The following is a 19,975-nucleotide window of genomic DNA, read 5'->3' as shown; positions in this document are numbered from 1 at the left end:
CACCCACCCGCCCTTTTCGCCCGTCCCGGCTCGGGCTGGGGCAGCCCGTCGGCGCACGTACCCTTGGATGCCGTCGGGGCAGGGCAGGTGGCAGGGGGAGGACCAGGGGCTATGGGTGCGGCGATCAGCCTGCGGAAGGTGGAGGAGACGGCGCCCGCGCTGGTCAGTCTCTACAAGTCGGCCGGGGAGCGGCTCCGTGTCCATGGGCTTGAGGGGGAGCGGGCCGCTGTTTATCTGGTGGTCGACCGTTCCGGGTCCATGCGGCCGTACTTCACGGACGGCAGTGTGCAGGGGCTCGCCGACCGGGTGCTCGGGCTGTCCGCGCATCTGGACGACGACGGTGTCGTACCGGTCGTCTTCTTCTCCACGGACGTGGACGCGGTCGCCGACATCGAGCTGGACCGGCATCACGGGCGGATCGAGGAGGTCGTCGCCGGGCTCGGGCACATGGGGCAGACCAACTATCACGCGGCGATGGACGCGGTGATCGACCACTATCTGGACAGCGGTGCGGACGCGCCCGCGCTCGTCGTCTTCCAGACCGACGGCGGGCCGTCGAGCAGGGCCGCCGCCGAGCGGTATCTGTGCAAGGCGGCCAAGCTGCCGCTGTTCTGGCAGTTCGTCGGGTTCGGTGACCCGGGGAGCAAGCAGTTCGACTATCTGCGGCGGCTCGACGAACTAGCCGTCCCGGCTCAGCGCGTCGTGGACAACGCCGGGTTCTTCCACGCGGGGAAGGATCCGCTGGCGCTGCCCGACGACGCGCTGTACGACCGGCTGGTCGGCGAGTTCCCGCAGTGGCTGGCGGCGGCGCGCGAGCAGGGCATCGTCGCCGCCCCCGCGGTCGGGTGACTCGTCCAGGGGGCGCCAGGCGCGCCGGTCAACCCACCAGTGCTCGGCGCAGCTTGACCAGCGTTGCCGCGTCCAGGCCGAGCCCCTTCGTCAGATATCCGCCGAAGCTCCCGTACCGCTGATTCACCTCGGTCAGCGCCGCCTCCAGGTAGTCGGTACGGACCTCCTGGAGCGGGACGAGCAGGTTCGGGTTCTGCATCATGCCGGTCTGCTTGAGCGTCTCGCGCAACTTCGCGTCGTACGCGGCGCGGAAGGTGTTGGACGCCAAGTAGTCCTGTACGGCGGTGTGTTCGGGCACGCCCACGGCGCGCAGGAGCACGTACGTGGTCCAGCCCGTGCGGTCCTTGCCCGACGTGCAGTGGTACAGCAGGGCCCTCGACGACGTGGCCGTGCCGCCGGCCGCGATGTCGCGCAGCGTCGCTCCGAAGTGGGTGCGGTCCGTGGCGTCGGTGACGAACGTACGGTACACGTCCCGCATGAACGCCTCGGCCCTCCCGCCGCCCAGCATCTCCTCCTGCCGGACCGGGTCCCGTGAGCCGATCACGGTCATGAGCTGCCGGAACAGGCCATTGTCGGTGACCGGCCGCGAGGTGGCGACGAGGCCGCCGGGCAGCCGGTCCGGGCCGTCGTACGCGACCTCCTCCGCGACCCGGAAGTCCACCACTTTCCGCAGGCCGAGCCCGGCCACCTTCGCGACGTCCGCGTCCGTGAGCCTGCTCAGCGCGTCCGCCCGGAAGACCCTGCCGTGGCGGACCCGCTCCCCGTCGTAGGTGCGGTACCCGCCCACGTCACGGACGTTGACCGCACCCTGGAGGGGGATCTGCCGGGGCGCGTCGGCGTCGGCGTCGGCGGCGTACGGAGCGGGGGGAGCCGCCGGTCCGGCGTGGGCCGTCGCCGTGGGCGCGGCGCCCAGGGCGAGCGCGAGGACCGCGGCCGCGGCCACCGCCGTACGGGTGCGTGTGCGAGTACGCGTGCTGCTGCGCATGGGTCCGCCCTTCCGAACCGTCGCCGTCCGACCAAGCGGTTGTTCGGCCGGGAACGGGTGGGACGGTAACGACGGGCGCGTGAAGGAGGAAGGCGCGTACGAAGGTTATTTGACGGAGCGTCAATTTCGCCGGGGCGGGTGAGGCCCCCGGGGGAATCGGCCGCTACTGCGAAAGCCGTGCCGCCGCCCGCCGCTGGCGTTCCGCCGCGCCGTCCAGGAAGCGGATGACCGTCTCCAGCTCCTCCGTGCTGAACTCCTCGCAGAACTCCTCGACTTCGCGCGCCCAGTCCGCGAAGACCTCCGACATGCCCGCCATCTTCTCCATGCGGATCTCCACCAGGACCCGCCGCTTGTCCGTGGGGTGCTTCACCCGGCGTACGTAGCCCTTGGACTCCAGGCGGTCGACGAGGCCCGTCACGGACGCGGGCGCGAGGCCGGTCTCGGTGGCGAGGTCCTTGGCGGTGAGCGGGCCCTTGCGGATGAGCAGGTCGAGGGTCTTGCTCTCGGTGGCGTTCAGGCCCTGCCGGGCGGCGACGGCCGAGTGGAACATCACGGTGACCGCGCTGTTGGCCCGGCCCGAGGCGGCCAGGCGGGCCACGACCTCGGCGCGCTCCGAGTCCGACGGCTCCTGTGAGTCCGACGGCTCCTGCGGCTCCGAGGGCTCCGACGGCTTCTGCGGCTCCTGCGTCTCCGACGGTTCCTGCGGCGTGCGGCTCTTCGGCATGGGCCGAGCCTAGCAAGAAGTTCGTTCGGCCGAACGAAAGAGTTGCGATCACGGGCGGGCTCGTGCAAGTGTTTCGTTCGGTCGAACGAAATAAATCCGAGGAGACCGGGAGTCGACATGACCGCCACCACGACCACTCCGGAGGCAGGCGGCACCGCCGCCCCCCACCCCCGACGCTGGGCGGCCGCCGTCGTGATGATGGTCGCCGCCCTCATGGACCTGCTCGACGTGACGATCGTGAACGTCGCGATCCCGTCGATCGGGCGGGACCTCGGCGCGTCCGAGAGCGCGCTGCAGTGGATCGTCTCCGCCTACCTGCTCGGCTTCGCCGCCACCCTGATCGTCGCCGGACACCTCGGCGACCGCTACGGCCGCAAGGCCCTCTTCCTGGCGGGCACCGCGGGCTTCGGTCTGGCCAGCCTGGCGTGCGGGATCGCGCAGTCACCGGGGCAGCTGGTGGCGGCCCGCGCCGTGCAGGGCGTCATGGCCGCGCTCCTGATCCCGCAGGTGCTCGGCTCCTTCCGCACGCTGTTCCACGGCAAGGAGCGCGGCGCGGCCTTCGGGATGTACGGGGCCGTGGCCGGATTCGCGTCCGCGATCGGGCTGCTCCTCGGCGGGCTGCTCACCGACGCCGACCTGTTCGGGTGGGGCTGGCGCTCGGTGTTCCTGGTGAACATCCCGGTCGCCGTCGCCACCTTCGTCGCCGGAGCCGTCCTCGTACCGGCCACCCGCGAGCGCTCCGCCGGGCGGCCCGACGTGCTCGGCAGCCTGGTCCTCGCCGGCGCCCTCGTCGCCGTCGTGCTGCCGCTGGTCCAGGGCCGCGCCAACGGCTGGCCGGTGTGGGGCTGGGTGTGCCTGGGCGCCGGGGTGGCCGCGCTCGCCGGACTCGGCGTGGTCGAGGGGCGCCGCCGCCCGCACCCCTCGGCTAGAACGACGCCGCTGCTGCCCGCGCGCGCCTTCAAGCTTCCCGCGTTCTCCGTGGGCGTCCTGGTGCAGCTCCTGTTCTCCGTCGGCATGCAGGGCTTCTTCCTGGTCTTCGCGATCTGGCTGCAGGGCAGCGAGGGCTACACGCCGATGCAGGCCGGCGTCGTCACCGTCGCCTTCTCCGTCGGCGGCTTCCTGACCGCTCCCGCCGCGGACGGGCTCGCCGTGCGCTTCGGGCGCCTTGTGCTCGTCGCCGGATCGCTCCTGATGGCGGGCGGCTTCGCCTGGGTGTGGGCGGCGGTGGCGGACGCGAGCGCCGCGCACACCGGGGCGTGGCCGCTGGTGCCCGGGCTCCTGGTGGCGGGCGCGGGGCTCGGCTTCCTGGTCGTACCGCTGGTGAACGTGGTCCTCTCGGCCGTGCCCGCCGACATCGCGGGCGGGGCGTCCGGCATCTTCTCCACGGCCCAGCAGTTCGGCGGCGCCCTCGGCGCGGCGGCCATCGGAACGGTGTTCTTCAGCCATGTCCCGGCCGGGGAGCACGGCCCCTCCGGTACGTCCTCGGGGCTCACGGACGCCCTCGGCGCGGCGATGCCGTGGGTGGTCGCCGGATTCGCGCTCTGCGCGGCGCTGTGCCTGGCGCTGCCCCGGCGGGCGGTGGCGCACGCGGAGTGAGGCGCCGGGGGGGGAGGCGCGGAGTGAGGCGCCGGGTGAGCCGCGCAATCGGCCCCCGGAAGGCCCCGCAACCGGCCCCCGGAAGCCCCCCGCTTCCGGTGACCGGGCGCATGTTAGAGTTGAGCGTTGCAGTTTTGGTACCCATGAACTTTATGTGCGCCTGACGGGAATGCTCCGAGGGCGCATTATTTTGTTTTTCCGGCTCAATCACGGGCCGGACCCCGGTCTCTCCGGATGGGGGTCCTTGCAGCGCTGGGAGGACCACAATTCCGTGGCTCTCCTTAATCTGCCCCTGTTGAGGAGATTGACATGGCAACTGGAACCGTGAAGTGGTTCAACTCGGAAAAGGGCTTCGGCTTCATCGAGCAGGACGGCGGCGGCCCCGACGTCTTCGCCCACTACTCCAACATCGCGAGCTCGGGCTTCCGTGAGCTCCTGGAGGGCCAGAAGGTTTCCTTCGACGTGACCCAGGGCCAGAAGGGCCTGCAGGCCGAGAACATCGTTCCCGCCTGATCGTCGCGTCTCGCGAACCTCGTAGCCGGGGCCCGCACCACCACGGTGCGGGTCCCGGCTCGTGCTGTCACCGGCCAGGAAGGCTTGCCCCATGAATCGCCCCGACCGTCCCGCGCGCCCCGCCCGCCGGCGCTCATCGAATGCCCGCACGGCAGGCTCGGCCACCCGCGGCACGGCAGGCTCGGCACCCCGCCGAGAGGGCCAGGGCACGGCCGACTCCGGCAGGAAGAGCGGGGGCGACGCCGGCAAGCGCCCGGTGAACGGCGGCGGCCGAGGCGGCCGCAAGACCGCGCGCCCCGCCCCGGCGCGCACGGCGCCCGCCGACTTCGCGCTGCCCGAGAGCACCACCCCCGCGCTGCCCGCCGTCGCGGAGTTCGGTGACCTCGACATGCCCGAGGCGCTCCTGAAGACCCTCGCCGCGCAGGGCGTCACCACGCCCTTCCCGATCCAGGCCGCCACCCTGCCGAACTCGCTCGCGGGCCGCGACGTGCTCGGCCGCGGCCGCACCGGCTCCGGCAAGACCCTCGCCTTCGGCCTGGCCGTGCTCGGCCGCACCGCGGGCCGCCGCGCCGAGCCCGGCAAGCCCCTGGCCCTCGTCCTGGTCCCCACGCGTGAGCTCGCGCAGCAGGTCACCGACGCCCTCGCGCCGTACGCCACGTCCGTGAACCTGCGCGTCGCCGCCGTCGTCGGCGGTCTGTCGATCAACAAGCAGTCCGCGACGCTGCGCCGCGGCGTCGAGGTGCTCGTCGCCACCCCGGGCCGCCTCAAGGACCTCATCGACCGCGGCGACTGCGACCTCGGCCAGGTGCGCGTCACCGTCCTCGACGAGGCCGACCAGATGGCCGACATGGGCTTCCTGCCGCAGGTCACCGCGCTGCTCAAGCAGGTGGAGCCGGACGGCCAGACGATGCTGTTCTCCGCGACCCTGGACCGCAACGTCGACCGGCTCGTGCGCGGCTACCTCAGCGACCCCGTCGTGCACTCCGTCGACCCCTCCGCGGGCGCGGTGAGCACGATGGAGCACCACGTCCTGTACGTCGCCGACGAGACGGACAAGAAGGCGGTCGCCCTGCGCATCGCCGCCCGCGAAGGCAACGTCATCCTCTTCCTGCACACCAAGCGGGCCGTGGACCGCTTCACCAAGCGGCTCCTCGCCAACGGCGTGCGCGCCTCCGGGCTGCACGGCGGGCGCTCCCAGCCGCAGCGCACCCGCACCCTGGAGCAGTTCAAGAGCGGCGAGGTCACCGCGCTCGTCGCCACCAACGTCGCCGCGCGCGGCATCCACGTCGACGACCTCGACCTGGTCGTGAACGTGGACCCGCCCGTCGACCACAAGGACTACCTGCACCGTGGCGGCCGCACCGCGCGGGCGGGCGAGTCCGGTCGCGTCGTCACGCTCGTCCTGCCCGACGAGAAGCGCGAGGTGACGCGGCTGATGTCGGACGCGGGCATCAAGCCGCAGACGGCGGCCGTCCGTTCGTCTTCCGAGGAACTGGTCACCATCACCGGCGCGCGCGAGCCGTCCGGGGTGCCGGTTGTCATCACGCCGCCCGTGCAGGTCGTGGCGCAGCGCAAGGCGCCGTCCGGCGGGGGGCGTGGAAACGGCGGCGCGGGTGGCGCCGGTGGCGCGGCTCGGCGCCGCGGGGGCCGTGGTCGGCGCGGCGGGCGGGGTCGCAGCGCCGCGGCGTGACCCGGCTGTCGCCGTTGCACTGAGCGCCGCCCGGGCTTTCGTGCATCTGCGGGTTCGTCGTGGCTGGGCGCGCAGTTCCCCCCCCCCCTTTCGCGCAGTTCCCCGCGCCCCTTACGGGGCGCTACCCCCGCGCCCCTTCAGGGCGCCATCGAACCGCAACTGACGCTCACGTATCGCACTCCAGCACCGTCCGGCACAGGCCGCAGCGGGCCCTGATGCGGCCGCGGGCGGGTACCCGGATTCGTTGGTGGCAGGTCGGGCAGGGGAAGGACACCCGCAGTGGGCCCGTGCCGTCGGAGTGGGAGAAGGCGTACGGGCCGGAGGGGCGCGGGCCCGTCGCCGTGCCGTGGTCCTGCGCGTATCTGCGGTCCTTGGCGTACCGCCGCCGCCCCGCCCAGCCCGCCGCCGTCAGCGGCGGCTGCTGCTCGTCCTGGCGGGCCCGCGCGAGCCCTTTCGTATACGCCGTGTACGCCTGCGGGCTGGTGAACCACGTCTCGGGGGCCTCGCCGAAGGCGAGGGCCCGCTTGGCGAGGACGTAGCCGAACTCCTCCGGCGTCAGATAGCCGAGCTTCTGCGAGGAGGCGCGGTCCTCGCGGTAGGCGTCCAGGAGCAGCCAGCCCGCGCCCAGGTACGTCGTCGCCGTGTCGGTCAGGATCTCGTTGGCGCGGGTGCCCGGGAACGACAGGTCGAGGCGGTGCAGATAGACGTGCATCACCTCGTGCGCCAGAGCCGCGCCGATGTCCCTGCGATGGGTGCGGAAGCGGTCGTTGAGCTCGATGAAGTACTCGGGGCCCGCGGCCAGTTCGACGTACGCCGCGTGCTCCATCTCGCGGAACGACACGATCATGCGGGCATCCGGCAGGCGCAGGTGCCGGACCATCTCGCGGGCCACCCGCTGCACGCCCAGATACAGGTCGTCCTGGTCGCAGAAGGCCACGTCGGCCGGGGCGACGCTGGTGTCGAAGGTGTGGACGGTGTCGTACGAAAGCCGCCGGTACAGCGCCGTGACGGCCGCGCGCACCGTCTCCAGATGAGGGAACCCGTGCTCCACGGGGCGGCCGTCCGCCACGCCGTCACCCCCCTGCGCCGCTGAGCCCGTTGTCCAATTCGTCCCCACTGTACGGGGGTTGTTCGGGCCGGTTACCAGCCCCCGCCCCAACGCCTGGCCGAAAACCGCCCCTTGTCGCCCGTGTGTGGCCCTCCTCATAATCCAACAACGCTTTGGCGGGCTCATGCCACGCAGTGCTCTGGGGCAGTACTCCGGCGCGTGCGGTGTGGGCCCGTCGCGTGCGCAACCCCCCACCTCCCATGAAGGAGCAGAAGTTGAAGACGAAGTTCCGTGGAGCCAAGAGAGCCGCCGTCCTCGGGTCGATCGCGCTCGGTGTCGTCAGCCTGCAGCCCGTCGCCGCCCAGGCGGCCCCGCACCCCGGCCCGAACCCGGGCGAGCGCGTCGTCGGCGGCGTGAAGGCCAAGCAGGGTGAATTCCCGTTCATGGTCCGGCTCTCCATGGGCTGTGGCGGCTCCCTCCTCAAGCAGGACGTCGTCCTGACCGCGGCGCACTGTGTCGACGGCTCCGGCAACAACACCTCGATCACCGCCACCGGCGGCGTGGTGGACCTGCAGAGCTCGAGCGCCATCAAGGTCAAGTCCACCAAGGTCCTGCAGGCCCCCGGCTACAACGGCAAGGGCAAGGACTGGGCGCTCATCAAGCTCGCCAAGCCGATCAACCAGCCCACGCTGAAGATCGCCACGACGACGAAGTACAACAACGGCGACTTCACCGTCGCCGGCTGGGGCGCCAACCGTGAGGGCGGCGCGCAGCAGCGCTACCTGCTCAAGGCCACGGTTCCGTTCGTCAGCGACGCCGACTGCCAGGCCGCCTACAGCGGCGACATCATCCCCGGCGAGGAGATCTGCGCCGGCAAGCTCAACGTCGGCGGCGTCGACACCTGCCAGGGCGACTCCGGCGGCCCCATGTTCCGCAAGGACGAGGCCGGCCAGTACATCCAGGTCGGCATCGTGAGCTGGGGCAACGGCTGCGCCCGCCCGAAGTTCCCCGGTGTCTACACCGAGGTCTCGACCTTCGCGGCCGACATAACCAAGCACGCCAACCAGCTCTGACGCCCCGGGCACCCCGGGTGCCCGCGCGGTGAGCGGCTTCGACGGGCGGGGCCGGGTCAGCGATGACCCGGCCCCGCTTCGTATCCCCCTATATGGGACACTCGGGGGCGTACGAGACAGGCTTCGGGCGCGAGCGGGCGGCAGCACATGGCGATCACGGTGGTCATCGCGGACGACCAGGACATGGTCCGCACCGGCTTCCGCATGATCCTGGAGAGCCAGCCCGACATCGAGGTCCTCGCCGACGTCACCGACGGCGAGGCCGCGCTCGCCGCCGTCGCCCGCCACGACCCGGACGTGCTGCTCCTCGACATCCGCATGCCCCGCCTGGACGGCCTCGAAGTCACCCGCCGCCTGGCCGCCCGCGCCGGGGTGCGGCCGCGTGTCGTCATCGTCACCACCTTCGACCTCGACGAATACGTCCACGCCGCACTGCACGGTGGCGCCAGCGGCTTCCTGCTGAAGAACGCCAGTCCCGCCATGCTGGTGGAGGCCGTGCGCGCCGCGGCCGTCGGCGACGCGCTCGTCTCGCCCGCGATCACCGTGCGGCTGCTGCGGGAGCTGGCCCCCGGCGCAGCCGGCACCCCCGGCCGGAGCACCCGGGCCCCCTCCGAACCCCTCACCCAGCGCGAACAGGACGTCGTGCGCGCCCTGGCCCGCGGCCGCACCAACAACGAGATCGCCGCCGAACTGTTCGTCTCCCTGTCCACCGTCAAGTCCCACCTCGCCAACGTCCAGACCAAGCTGGACGCCAGGAACCGCGTCGAGATCGCCGCCTGGGCCTGGGAGACCGGCCTCGCCACCCGGGCGTCATGACCACCGAGATCCTCGACCGGTACGCGCGCCTGCTCGACCGGCACCCCGCGCGCCGCACCGCCGCCCGCCTGCTGCTCGCCGCCGTCCTCGTCCTCCTCGTCAGCGTCGAGGGCCTCACCCTCGCCCGCCAGCCCACCGGGCCGCGCGCCGCCGTCTGGACCGCGGGCATCCTGTGCTGTCTGTGCGCCGTGCCGTGGGCGCGCCTGCCGCTGACCCCGCGCGCCTGGCTCGCCGCCGGTGTCTCCTGGGCGGCCACGCTGTACGTCTTCGCCAGCGCGCGGCCGCAGATCGTCTGGGGCATGGGCGAGGCCATCGCGCTCCTGGTGCTGCTCACCGGCGTCCTGCTGCGGCTGCCCGCGCGCCGCGCCGCCGTCCTCGGCACGCTGCTCGCCCTCGCCTGCGTGGCCGCGCCGGTGCGGGACGCCTCACCGGGCCGCTTCACCCTGCTGTTCTCCGCGCTCGCCGCCGTGGTCAGCGCGTTCTCGCTGCTGCTGCGCGCTCAGCAGGCCCAGCGCGTCCGCGACATGGAAGCCGTGCGCGCCGCCGAACGCCTCGAACTCGCCCGCGAACTCCACGATCTGGTCGCCCACCACGTCACCGGCATCGTCGTGCAGGCCCGCGCCGCGTCCTTCACCGCGGTCGGTGCCGACGCCGCGGCCGGCACCTTCGGGCGCATCGCCGACGCGGGCGACGAGGCGCTCGGCGCGATGCGGCGCCTGGTGCGGGTGCTCCGCGAGGGCGAGGCCCGCACCGTGCCGGTGGCCGGGCTCGCCGAACTGCGCGATCTCGCCGAGGCGTTCACCGTCACCGGACCGCCGGTCACGGTGCGGGTGGAACGCGGTCTCCAGGAGCGGCTTCCGGCCGATCTCGCCGCCACCGCGCACCACATCGTGCGCGAGGCGCTGACCAACGTACGCAAACACGCGTCCGGCGCCACGGCCGTGCGCGTCGGCGTGCGGATCGTCGAGGGCGGCCTGGAGGTCCGGGTCACCGACGACGGCAGGCAGGCGTCCGGGGCGGGCCCGGCGGCGGGGCCCGGACGGGGTGCCGGCGCGGGCGAACGGCACGGCGAGCGGGGCGGGTTCGGCCTCGCCGGCCTGGAGGAACGCGCCACCGCCCTCGGCGGCACGCTGACGGCGGGGCCGGGCACGGACGGCGGCTGGGAGGTACGGGCGGTGCTGCCGTACGGGCAGGGAGCGGCGGGGTAGGCGTTGCCCCCGGCGCCCCCGACGTTAGTCCAACACCTCTCCCTGCTTTGTCCATGGGCGCCCTCGTCCCGTGCGGCGCATCGTGACCGTCACAAATTCCGTTCCACGGAGGGTGCGTTCTTCATGCTGCCGACACAGACGTCCGGTTCCGGTTCCCGGCCGAGCCGCAGAGCCGTGGTCGCCTCGGGAGCGATCGCGGGGATAGGGGCCGCTGTCGGTGCCGGTACCGGCACCGCGTACGCGGCCCCGGCCGCCTCGTCCGCCGCCGGGCCGGGGGCGGACGAGGCGATCCTGCGCTCCGCGGCCCTCGAAGTGCGTGTCGCCACCGGCTTCCCGCGGATCGTGTCGTACACCGACCGCGCGAGCGGCGCCGTCCTGCACGGACAGCCGGACCCCGTCACCACCCTCCTCGTCGACGAGAAGGAGCACACGCCGAAGGTCACCGCGACCGTCGGCGGCGACCGCGCCACGTACACCCTGACCCTCGACGGCGGCACCCGCGTCGACGTGGAGATCGCCGTCGAGGGACGGCGGGTCCACTGGCGCGTCACGAGGATCGCCGACACCGCCGCGCTGCGCGTCGGCACCCTCCGTGTCCCCGGACTCGCCCTGCTCAGCGTCCGCAGCGATCAGCCCGGCGCCGCGCTGCTCGCCGCGAGGGTGCAGCTCGACAAGGCCAAGAGCGGCGACACCCTGGTGAAGGTCGGTCCCGACACGCCCGCCGGGGCGGCGAGCGGCTGCGCGTACGCGGTGCTCGCGCACGACAAGCTGGGCGGCGCCATCGAGACGAACACCTGCTACGACAAGCCCACGGCGGAGACCACCTGGGAGAACGGCCGCCTGTGGCGCCAGACCGTACGCAAGGACGGCCACGTCGAGGCGCGGCTGACCCCCGGCCAGTGGACGCACCGCGCCGCCACCTCCCCGGTCGACGCCACCGAGCCGCTGCCGTACGCGACCGTGGTCGTCACCGGCGACCGCAACGGCGACGGCAAGGTCGACTGGCAGGACGCCGCGATCGCCTTCCGCGACATCATGGTCACCCCGCTCGGCGCCGACGAGCAGCACCTGCGGGTCGTCCCGCACATCCCCTTCAACTTCGCCTCGCAGGCCACCAACCCGTTCCTGGCGACCCTCGACGACGTCAAGCGCGTCCACCTGGCCACCGACGGACTGCGCCAGTACACCCTGCTCAAGGGCTACCAGTCCGAGGGCCACGACTCCGCGCACCCCGACTACGCGGGCAACTACAACACCCGCGCGGGCGGCCTCGACGACATGAACACCCTTGTGCGCGAGGGCGCCAAGTGGAACAGCGACTTCGGCGTGCACGTGAACGCCACCGAGTCCTACCCCGTGGCGAACGCCTTCTCCGAGAAGCTCGTCGACAAGAGCGACGAGCAGTGGGACTGGCTCGACCAGAGCTACCGCATCGACCAGCGCCGGGACCTGGTCTCCGGCGACATCGTCAAGCGCTTCGCCGACCTGCGGCGCGACGCCCACCCGGCGCTCAACACCCTCTACATCGACGTGTTCCGCGAGTCCGGCTGGACCTCCGACCGCCTCCAGCGCACCCTGCGCGACCAGGGCTGGATGGTCACCAGCGAATGGGGCCACGGCTTCGAACGCTCGGCGCTGTGGTCGCACTGGGCCACCGAGACCGACTACGGCCCCGACACCTCGCGCGGCATCAACTCCCAGCTGATCCGCTTCATCCGCCACCACCAGAAGGACGTCTTCGCCGACAAGTGGCCCACCCTGCTCGGCGCCGCCCGCATGGGCACCTTCTCCGGCTGGACCGGCAAGACCGACTGGACCGCGTTCTACGCGCTGATCTGGACGCACGCGCTGCCCGCCAAGTACCTCCAGGCACAGCCCATCAAGTCCTGGACCGAGCACGAGATCACGTTCTTCGGCGCCGGCGCCACCTCCGTGTCGGACGCCGACGGCGGCAAGCGGCGCATCACCACGGACGGCCGTCTCGTGTACGACGACGGCAGCTATCTGCTGCCCTGGGAGCCGCGCAGGGCCACCGACCCGGCGAAGCTGTACCACTACAACCCCCGGGGCGGGAAGAGCAGTTGGGCCCTGCCGCGCGGCTGGGCGGGCGCCCGGAAGGTCGCGCTGTACCGGCTCACCGACCAGGGCCGCGCCTTCGTCGCCGACGTACCCGTACGCGACGGGAAGATCACCCTCGATGCCGCCGCCGGGCAGCCCTACGTCGTCCACCGCTCCCGGCGCCCCGCACCCGACCCCGACTGGGGCCAGGGCACCGCGCTGCGCGACCCCGGCTTCCACTCGGGCACCCTGGACGCCTGGCAGGTCAGCGGCCCCGCCACCGTCGAACGCAGCAAGCTCGGCGACTACGAACTCGTCGTCGCCGGCGGCGGCGCGGCCTCCGTCAGCCAGCGCCTGCGCCGCCTCAAGCCCGGTACGTACGCCGCGTCCGTGCAGGTCGAAGTGGGGGAGAAGGCCGGGCAGCGGCGCCGGGCCACCCTGGAGGTGCGCACCGCCGACGGCGTCAGGGCCGCCAACTGGACGCACACCTCCACCGCCGGCAACCACGTCGCCGCCGACCGCAAGCACGGCACCCGCTTCCAGCGCCTGTTCACGTACTTCACCGTGCCCGAGGGCGGCGGCCCGGTGCGGCTCGCGCTGCGCGCCGACGCCGGTCAGGCGCGGGTGCGGTTCGACAACGTGCGGGTCGTCGCCGTCGAACGGCGCCCCTCGCTCGGCCGGGGCGTCCTCGCCCGCGAGGACTTCGAGAACGTGCCGCAGGGCTGGGGACCCTTCGTGAAGGGCGACGCCGGGGGCGCCACCGACCCCCGCACCCACATCGCGCAGCGGCACGCCCCGTACACCCAGCGCGGCTGGAACGGCAAGGCCGTCGACGACGTCGTGGACGGCACGCAGTCGCTGAAGTCCCGGGGCGAGAACGACGGCCTCGTCTACCGCACGGTGCCTCACACCGTCCGCTTCGAGGCGGGCAAGCGCTACCGGGTGTCGTTCCGGTACGAGAACGAGAAGGCCGGGCAGTACGCGTGGGTCACGGCCGTGGACGAGCCCGGCGCGCGCGAACTGTCCCGCGAGGCCCTGCCCGTGGCCACCGCCCCCACCCCGCTCTCCTACGAGTTCACCGCTCCGGACGAGGGCGAGGCGTGGGTCGGCCTTCGGAAGGTCGGCGACGACGGGAAGGCGGAGTTCGTCCTCGACGCGTTCGAGGTGCGCGAGGCGTAGGCGGGGCCGGGCCGGGCGGGGCGTGGGTTCGGGGGTGCGGCCCCCGAACCCCGCGTGCCCGGGGCCGCGTGGCGGCGCCGAGTCCGCTATTCGGCCGCCCGGAAGTCGTCCGCGTGGTCCTTCGCCCACTGCTCGAACGTCCGCGCCGGGCTGCCGGTGACGTCCGCCACCGTCGTCGTGAGGTCGGGCTCGGAGCCCACGGCGGCGCCGAAGGACTCCAGGAGGGCGGGCAGCATCTCCTGCGGGACGTGCGGGAACATGTCCGGGGTCACCTCGTGCGGCGGTATCTCCACCACCGTGAACTCCCGGCCGAGGGCCCGGCCGACGGCCTGGAGCTGCTCCTCGGCCGTCACGGCGACAGGACCGGTGAGGCTGAGGACGGCGCCGGCGTGCCGCTCGGGGTCGCGCAGGGCGACGGCGGCGACGGACGCGATGTCGGCCTCGTGGATGGGCGCGGTCAGGGACTGCGTGAACGGCCAGCGGATGGTGTCACCGGCACGGACCTGCGGCACCCACTGCAGCGAGTTGGTGCTGAACGCGCCGGGCCGCAGGAACGTCCAGTCGAGGCCGCTGTCACGGACCTGCTGCTCGAGCCGGGTGTGCATGACGTGGATCGGGTGCGCGGCCGAGTCGTCGTGGTCGAGGATGATCGACGACAGCACGACGACGTGCCGCACGCCCCCCTCCCGGGCGGCCGCGAGCAGCTCCGCGGTGTGCTCGCCGCCCGCCGCCACATGCAGGAACAGCGCCGTCGCGCCCTCGAACTGGGCGGCCATAGCGGCGGGTTCGGCCGCCGAGGCGAACCGCACCACCTCTGCGCCGGCGGGCAGATCGGCACGTGTCGGGTCACGGGTCAGGGCACGTACGGGGACGCCTTCGGCGGCGAGCTGGGTGACGAGGGCGCGGCCCACGTTGCCGGTGGCACCGGTCACGACGATCACAAGTACTCCTAGGGTCGGAACGGCGCCGGGCCGGGAGCGGTCGCCCCGGCCCGGCGTTCGTCAAGATCGACTCTAGGCAGCGCCCGGCGTCCACCGGATCGTCACCAGGAAGTAGATCCTCCGCGAGGGCCTAGTCCGGCGGCCCTAAGTCCCCGGGCCCAGCCCGCCCCTCCCCGTCCCCTCTCCGTCCCCCTCGTCGTGCCCTCCCCGCCCTCACTCCTGCTCGGCCTTGCGGCGCACCCGCAAGGCCCGCTCCAGGTCGTCGAGTTGATCGGCGAGACGGCGGCGCAGCGCGGGCAGCACATCGGCGCCCTCCAGGCAGCGCTCGCCCAAGCGCAGCGTCTCCTCGTCGACGGCGAACAGCGGGAAGGCGTACCGCCCGGCCGCCTCGGCCATCGCGGGCCCGCGCCGCGCGGCCAGCGCCACGGAGTCCTCGAAGTAGCGCGCCACATAAGGCCGTACGAGAGCCTCCTGCTCGGGCTGCCAGAAACCCTGCGCGGTGGCCGTGAACAGATAGTTCGACAGCTCGTCGGAGCCGAACATCGCCTCCCAGGCGCGCCGCTTGGCGTCCACGTCCGGCAGCGCGGCACGGCAGCGCGCGGCGCCCTCCCGGCCGGTCGCGCTCGGGTCGCGGCGCAGCTCCGCGTCGATGGCGTCCTCGTCCGTCGCGCCGAGCACGGCGAGCCGGGCCAGCACCCGCCAGCGCAGCTCCGGGTCGAGCTCGGGCCCGCCCGGCACGGCACCCTGGGACAGCCAGGTCGCCAGCGGCTCCGGCTGCGTCGCCGCGTCGATGAGGGCGCGCACCGCGATGAGCCTGAGGCCCGGCTGCGAACCGTCCTCGGTACGGCGGATCACGTCCTGGCACAGCGCGTCGAGCGTGGCCAGGGCGCCGTTGCGGCCGTCCTGCGGCGTATAACGCCCGGCGACGACCGTCCCGGCGAAGGTGAGCACACCGGAGACCACCGCGAGGTCGCTCTCCGCGGGCAGATGGGCGCGCGCCGCCTGAAGATACGCGCCGGGCGTGAGATCGCCGTCGCGCACCATGTCGCGCAGCGCGTTCCACAGCACCGCGCGGGTCAGCGCGTCCGGCACCCCCGACAACGACGCGAGGACGGTCTCCTGCGACACCTCGTCCAGCCGGATCTTGGCGTACGTCAGGTCCTGGTCGTTGGGCACGATCAGCGCGGGCCGGCCGCCGTCCCGCGCCACGGCGTCGCGCTGCGGCACGTCCGTCTCGTACCGCTCACGCAGCACCAGGCCACGCCCGTCGGACAGATCACGGTCGTACACCCCCACCGCGACCCGGTGCGGACGGCTCCCGTCCCGCTCCAGCGTCAGGGTCCACTCGCGCCCGCTGTGCGCGACCGACGGCGTGAACGTGTCCACACCCGTCGTACGCAGCCACGCCTGGGCCCAGCCGTGCACGTCGCGGTCCGTGGCGGAGGCCAGGTTGTCGATGAAGTCGGCGAGGGTGGCGTTGGCGAACCTGTGCCGCGCGAAATGCGTGTTGATGCCCGCGAGGAAGTCCTTCTCGCCGAGCCACGCCACGAGCTGGCGCAGCGCGCTCGCGCCCTTGGCGTAGGAGATCCCGTCGAAGTTCAGCATCGCGGACGCGGTGTCCGGCACGGCGTCCGGATCGGGCGCGACCGGGTGCGTGGAGGGGCGCTGGTCGGCGTCGTAGCCCCAGGACTTGCGGGCCACACCGAAGTCGACCCAGGTGTCGGAGAAGCGGGTCGCCTCGGTAAGGGTCTGGTAGCCCATGTACTCGGCGAACGACTCGTTCAGCCAGATGTCGTCCCACCACTTGAGCGTCACCAGGTCGCCGAACCACATGTGCGCCATCTCGTGGGCGACGACCATGGCCCGCGTCTGCCGCTGCGTGTCGGTGACCGCGGACCGGAACACGTACTCGTCGCGGAAGGTCACAAGCCCCGGGTTCTCCATCGCGCCCGCGTTGAACTCCGGGACGAACGCCTGGTCGTAGGAGTCGAAGGGGTACGGCTCGGCGAACTTCTCGTGGTAGCGGTCGAAGCAGGCCCGCGTGATGTCGAGCAGCTCCTCGGCGTCCGCGTCCAGGTACGGCGCCAGCGAACGGCGGCAGTGGATGCCGAAGGGCAGCCCGCGGTGCTCGGTCCGCACCGAGTGCCAGGGCCCGGCCGCGACGGCCACGAGATACGTGGACAGCGGGGGCGTGGGCGCCGCCTGCCAGCGGCCCTCGCCGAGGTGCTCGGTGACGCCGTTGGCGAGCACCGTCCAGCCCTTGGGGGCGGTGACCGTCAGCGCGAACACCGACTTCAGGTCGGGCTGGTCGAACGCGGCGAACACGCGCTGCACGTCCTCCATGAACAACTGCGTGTAGACGTACGCCTCGCCGTCGGACGGGTCCGTGAAGCGGTGCATGCCCTCGCCGGTACGCGAATAGCGCATCGCCGCGTCGACGCGCAGCTCGTGCTCGCCCGCCGACAGGCCGCGCAGCGCGAGCCGGTTGTCCTCCAGACCCGCCGGGTCCAGCGGGGAGCCGTCCAGCGTGACCGAGCGCAGATGGGCGGGCTTCAGCTCGACGAAGGTGTCGCCGTCCGCGGCGGCGGTGAACGTGATCACCGTGCGGGAGTCGAAGGTTTCCTCACCGGTGGTGAGATCGAGGGCGATCTCGTACCGCTGGACATCGAGGAGCTGGGCTCGGGTCTGCGCTTCGTCGCGCGTGAGTACGGGCATCCCGCCATGGTGCCTGATCTGGCGGGGCGCCTGGCAGGGGGTGCCGCGGGCAGCCGCCCACGGGGTTGGCCGCCCACAGAGGGCTACCTGGAGCCGTCCGCGATGCTTTCATGGTGGCGGATTACCTCCGCGATGATGAAATTCAGGAACTTCTCCGCGAAGGCCGGGTCCAGCTTGGCGTTCTCCGCCAGTTCGCGCAGGCGGGCGATCTGGCGGGACTCGCGGGCCGGGTCGGCGGGCGGCAGCTGGTGGTTGGCTTTGAGGTGGCCGACCTGCTGGGTGCACTTGAAGCGCTCGGCGAGCATGTGGACGACCGCCGCGTCGATGTTGTCGATGCTGTCCCGCAGCCGGGACAGCTCGGCCCGCACGGCGGGGTCGACGGCGTCCCCCGCACCGGCCCCGGGGGTGCCCTCCGCGGCGCCGCTGTCGTCACTGGTGTGGCGTGTGGTCATGGCAGCCGAGCCTACGTGTCCCCGCCCGCGCCGCCCGACGCGGCCGGGCCGCCCAGGGACGTCAGGGTGGGCGGATGCTCCGGGTCGGGCACCTGCTGGGACCAGCCGCCGGGCACGGCACGGCCCTGCTGCTCACGGAAGCGCACCGGCGCCATGCCGACGCGGCGCGTGAACAGCCGGGAGAAGTACGCCGGGTCGTCGTAGCCCACGCGCCGGGCCACCGCCGCGACGGGCAGTTCGGTGGCGGCGAGCAGCTCCTTGGCGCGGCCCAGGCGGATGCCGAGCAGATAGTCCTTGGGGCTGCACCCGGCGCCCCGGCGCACGGCGGTGCGCAGCTCGGCGGGCGTCATGCCGTGCCGGGCGGCGTGCTCGGTCACCGACAGCGCCTTGAAGGCGTCCCGGGCCAGGGACTGCAGGACGGGGTCGCCGTCCGGGGCGATGTCGGCGCGGGCCCGGCGCAGCGTGACGAGCAGCTCGTGCACGGCCGCGCTGGTCTCGACCTCCAGGAGCGGATTGTCGCGGCGCGCGGCGCGGGCGATGCGGCCGACCACGGCACGCGCGGCGTCCGGATCGGCCAGCGGCACGACGGGCCGCTCGGGCTCGATGTAGCCGAGTTCGGTGTACGTCGCCGTGGCGGGCCCGGTGAAGTCGACGAAGCACTCGTCCCAGCCGGTCTCCGGGTCGGCCCCGTAGTGGTGCGGCACCCCGGGCGACAGCCAGATGAGCGCGGGCGCCGACACGGCTCTGCGACGCCCGTCCGGAGCGCGGAACCAGCCGCGGCCCGAGCTGATGACGAGGGCCACATGATGGTCCAGAGCGCGCGGCCCCACGGCGGGCAGCGTGCCGTGCTGCAGCCCGACACCGAGACAGACCAGACCCAGACGGTGATGCGCCGGGCTCGGCGTGAAATACCGCATCCAGGTGTGATACATCCGCTGCCGCCCCTCTCGTGTGCCCGCCCTGCCCGCGCCCGCCGGTTTCGCTGCGTCCAACCCGGCTCGATCTTTGTCCATGGACCGTGCCGCCCGCCAGAGGCAATCGTGGCCGCAGATGATCGGGAGGGACACGATGGACGGCGGCTACAGCGCGGGCGACGACGGCCTCGGCGCGCGCGGCGACAGCTTCAGGGTGGGCGAGGACGACTTCGAGCTGGACGGACGGCCGGTACGGCTGCTCTCCGGTGCCCTGCACTACTTCCGGGTGCACGAGGAGCAGTGGGGCCACCGCCTCGCGATGCTGCGCGCCATGGGCCTGAACTGCGTGGAGACGTACGTCCCCTGGAACGCGCACGAGCCCCGCCCCGGCGAACTGCGCGACGTGACGGCCCTCGGCCGCTTCCTGGACGCCGCGCACGCCGCGGGCCTGTGGGCGATCGTCCGCCCCGGCCCCTACATCTGCGCCGAGTGGGACAACGGCGGCCTCCCGTACTGGCTGACCGCCGAGGTGGGCCCCCGCGCCCGCACCCGCGACGAGACGTACCTGGCCCACGTGGAGCGCTGGTTCGCCCGCCTGCTGCCCCAGGTCGTCTCCCGCCAGCACGACCGCGGCGGCCCCGTGATCATGGTGCAGGTCGAGAACGAGTACGGCAGCTACGGCTCCGACCAGATGTACCTGCGCCGCCTCGCCGACCTGCTGCGCGCCCACGGCGTCACCGCCGAACTGTGCACGTCCGACGGCCCCGAGGACCACATGCTCACCGGCGGGAGCGTCCCCGGCGTCCTCGCCACCGTGAACTTCGGCTCCCAGGCCCGCGACGGCTTCGCCACGCTGCGCCGCCACCGCCCCAAGGGCCCGCTGATGTGCATGGAGTTCTGGTGCGGCTGGTTCGACCACTGGGGCGCGGAACCGGTCGTCCGCGACCCCCGGGACGCCGCGGACGCGCTGCGCGAGATCCTGGACTGCGGCGCGTCCGTCAACATCTACATGGCGCACGGCGGCACGAACTTCGCCGGCTGGGCGGGCGCCAACCGCGACGGCGGGGCGCTCCACGACGGCCGCCTGCAACCCGACGTCACCTCCTACGACTACGACGCGCCCATCGACGAACACGGCCGACCCACCGAGAAGTTCTGGCTGTTCCGCGAGGTCATCGCCGCCCACTCCGACACCCCGCCGCCCGCACCGCCCC

The 19,975-nt window shown here is 72.9% G+C and carries 16 protein-coding genes; 9 read left to right on the top strand and 7 right to left on the bottom strand.

The window, feature by feature from the left end:
- Nucleotides 1-111: 111 nt before the first annotated feature.
- Complete coding sequence (locus STRAU_RS23225; RefSeq protein WP_016642821.1) at nucleotides 112-849, top strand: vWA domain-containing protein; 738 nt, start codon at nucleotides 112-114, stop codon at nucleotides 847-849.
- Between the two features lie 28 nt (nucleotides 850-877).
- On the opposite strand, the gene STRAU_RS23220 is transcribed toward STRAU_RS23225, so the two are convergent.
- On the bottom strand, nucleotides 878-1,834 hold the full coding sequence (locus tag STRAU_RS23220; protein WP_016642820.1) for a tyrosine-protein phosphatase: 957 nt from the start codon (nucleotides 1,832-1,834) through the stop codon (nucleotides 878-880).
- A gap of 163 nt (nucleotides 1,835-1,997) precedes the next feature.
- Nucleotides 1,998-2,558, bottom strand: a complete 561-nt coding sequence (locus STRAU_RS23215) for a MarR family winged helix-turn-helix transcriptional regulator (protein ID WP_016642819.1) — start codon at nucleotides 2,556-2,558, stop codon at nucleotides 1,998-2,000.
- 117 nt (nucleotides 2,559-2,675) lie between these two features.
- Between STRAU_RS23215 and STRAU_RS23210 the strand changes: the two genes are divergently transcribed.
- The 3 genes from STRAU_RS23210 (at nucleotide 2,676) to STRAU_RS23200 (ending at nucleotide 6,357) form a co-directional block, all read left to right on the top strand.
- Entirely contained in the window at nucleotides 2,676-4,154 is a 1,479-nt protein-coding gene (locus tag STRAU_RS23210; protein WP_016642818.1) for an MFS transporter, read from the top strand.
- A gap of 309 nt (nucleotides 4,155-4,463) precedes the next feature.
- Complete coding sequence (locus tag STRAU_RS23205; protein ID WP_037661310.1) at nucleotides 4,464-4,667, top strand: cold-shock protein; 204 nt, start codon at nucleotides 4,464-4,466, stop codon at nucleotides 4,665-4,667.
- A 91-nt stretch (nucleotides 4,668-4,758) separates the two neighbouring features.
- Entirely contained in the window at nucleotides 4,759-6,357 is a 1,599-nt protein-coding gene (locus STRAU_RS23200; RefSeq protein WP_259299967.1) for a DEAD/DEAH box helicase, read from the top strand.
- A gap of 166 nt (nucleotides 6,358-6,523) precedes the next feature.
- On the opposite strand, the gene STRAU_RS23195 is transcribed toward STRAU_RS23200, so the two are convergent.
- The gene (locus STRAU_RS23195; RefSeq protein WP_016642815.1) at nucleotides 6,524-7,426 is read right to left on the bottom strand and encodes a hypothetical protein; all 903 of its coding nucleotides are present in this window, start codon (nucleotides 7,424-7,426) and stop codon (nucleotides 6,524-6,526) included.
- A gap of 254 nt (nucleotides 7,427-7,680) precedes the next feature.
- Between STRAU_RS23195 and STRAU_RS23190 the strand changes: the two genes are divergently transcribed.
- From STRAU_RS23190 to STRAU_RS23175, 4 genes are all read left to right on the top strand, one after another.
- On the top strand, nucleotides 7,681-8,478 hold the full coding sequence (locus STRAU_RS23190; protein WP_037661324.1) for a S1 family peptidase: 798 nt from the start codon (nucleotides 7,681-7,683) through the stop codon (nucleotides 8,476-8,478).
- Nucleotides 8,479-8,625: 147 nt separating this feature from the next.
- Nucleotides 8,626-9,294, top strand: coding sequence for a response regulator (locus STRAU_RS23185; protein ID WP_016642812.1), 669 nt, complete (start codon nucleotides 8,626-8,628; stop codon nucleotides 9,292-9,294).
- Nucleotides 9,291-10,502 carry a sensor histidine kinase gene (locus STRAU_RS23180; RefSeq protein WP_016642813.1) on the top strand — a complete coding sequence of 404 codons (1,212 nt, stop codon included), beginning with the start codon at nucleotides 9,291-9,293 and terminating at the stop codon, nucleotides 10,500-10,502. The genes STRAU_RS23185 and STRAU_RS23180 overlap by 4 nt, the downstream gene beginning before the upstream one ends.
- 123 nt (nucleotides 10,503-10,625) lie before the next feature.
- Entirely contained in the window at nucleotides 10,626-13,739 is a 3,114-nt protein-coding gene (locus STRAU_RS23175; protein WP_016642811.1) for an endo-alpha-N-acetylgalactosaminidase family protein, read from the top strand.
- A gap of 86 nt (nucleotides 13,740-13,825) precedes the next feature.
- On the opposite strand, the gene STRAU_RS23170 is transcribed toward STRAU_RS23175, so the two are convergent.
- From STRAU_RS23170 to STRAU_RS23155, 4 genes are all read right to left on the bottom strand, one after another.
- On the bottom strand, nucleotides 13,826-14,680 hold the full coding sequence (locus STRAU_RS23170) for an SDR family oxidoreductase (RefSeq protein WP_016642810.1): 855 nt from the start codon (nucleotides 14,678-14,680) through the stop codon (nucleotides 13,826-13,828).
- Nucleotides 14,681-14,893: 213 nt separating this feature from the next.
- Nucleotides 14,894-17,395: an aminopeptidase N gene (pepN, locus tag STRAU_RS23165; protein WP_016642809.1), complete on the bottom strand. Its 2,502-nt coding sequence runs from the start codon at nucleotides 17,393-17,395 to the stop codon at nucleotides 14,894-14,896.
- 83 nt (nucleotides 17,396-17,478) lie between these two features.
- Entirely contained in the window at nucleotides 17,479-17,847 is a 369-nt protein-coding gene (locus STRAU_RS23160) for a chorismate mutase (RefSeq protein WP_016642808.1), read from the bottom strand.
- Between the two features lie 11 nt (nucleotides 17,848-17,858).
- On the bottom strand, nucleotides 17,859-18,779 hold the full coding sequence (locus STRAU_RS23155) for a helix-turn-helix domain-containing protein (RefSeq protein WP_016642807.1): 921 nt from the start codon (nucleotides 18,777-18,779) through the stop codon (nucleotides 17,859-17,861).
- Nucleotides 18,780-18,915: 136 nt separating this feature from the next.
- Here STRAU_RS23155 and STRAU_RS23150 point away from each other — a divergent pair.
- On the top strand, nucleotides 18,916-19,975 hold a 1,060-nt coding region (locus STRAU_RS23150; protein WP_162473227.1), incomplete at its 3' end, for a glycoside hydrolase family 35 protein.

The sequence above is a fragment of the Streptomyces aurantiacus JA 4570 genome (genome assembly GCF_000414115.1).
GTDB classification, from domain to species: domain Bacteria; phylum Actinomycetota; class Actinomycetes; order Streptomycetales; family Streptomycetaceae; genus Streptomyces; species Streptomyces aurantiacus_A.
This window is presented reverse-complemented; position numbering and strand designations above follow the sequence as displayed.

Bases quoted from the DNA above. Each gene is read 5' to 3' on its own strand.
- STRAU_RS23225 (WP_016642821.1), top strand. From the start codon at position 112: ATGGGTGCGGCGATCAGCCTGCGGAAGGTGGAGGAGACGGCGCCCGCG.
- STRAU_RS23220 (WP_016642820.1), bottom strand. From the start codon at position 1,834: ATGCGCAGCAGCACGCGTACTCGCACACGCACCCGTACGGCGGTGGCC.
- STRAU_RS23215 (WP_016642819.1), bottom strand. From the start codon at position 2,558: ATGCCGAAGAGCCGCACGCCGCAGGAACCGTCGGAGACGCAGGAGCCG.
- STRAU_RS23210 (WP_016642818.1), top strand. From the start codon at position 2,676: ATGACCGCCACCACGACCACTCCGGAGGCAGGCGGCACCGCCGCCCCC.
- STRAU_RS23205 (WP_037661310.1), top strand. From the start codon at position 4,464: ATGGCAACTGGAACCGTGAAGTGGTTCAACTCGGAAAAGGGCTTCGGC.
- STRAU_RS23200 (WP_259299967.1), top strand. From the start codon at position 4,759: ATGAATCGCCCCGACCGTCCCGCGCGCCCCGCCCGCCGGCGCTCATCG.
- STRAU_RS23185 (WP_016642812.1), top strand. From the start codon at position 8,626: ATGGCGATCACGGTGGTCATCGCGGACGACCAGGACATGGTCCGCACC.
- STRAU_RS23180 (WP_016642813.1), top strand. From the start codon at position 9,291: ATGACCACCGAGATCCTCGACCGGTACGCGCGCCTGCTCGACCGGCAC.
- STRAU_RS23175 (WP_016642811.1), top strand. From the start codon at position 10,626: ATGCTGCCGACACAGACGTCCGGTTCCGGTTCCCGGCCGAGCCGCAGA.
- pepN (WP_016642809.1), bottom strand. From the start codon at position 17,395: ATGCCCGTACTCACGCGCGACGAAGCGCAGACCCGAGCCCAGCTCCTC.
- STRAU_RS23160 (WP_016642808.1), bottom strand. From the start codon at position 17,847: ATGACCACACGCCACACCAGTGACGACAGCGGCGCCGCGGAGGGCACC.
- STRAU_RS23155 (WP_016642807.1), bottom strand. From the start codon at position 18,779: ATGTATCACACCTGGATGCGGTATTTCACGCCGAGCCCGGCGCATCAC.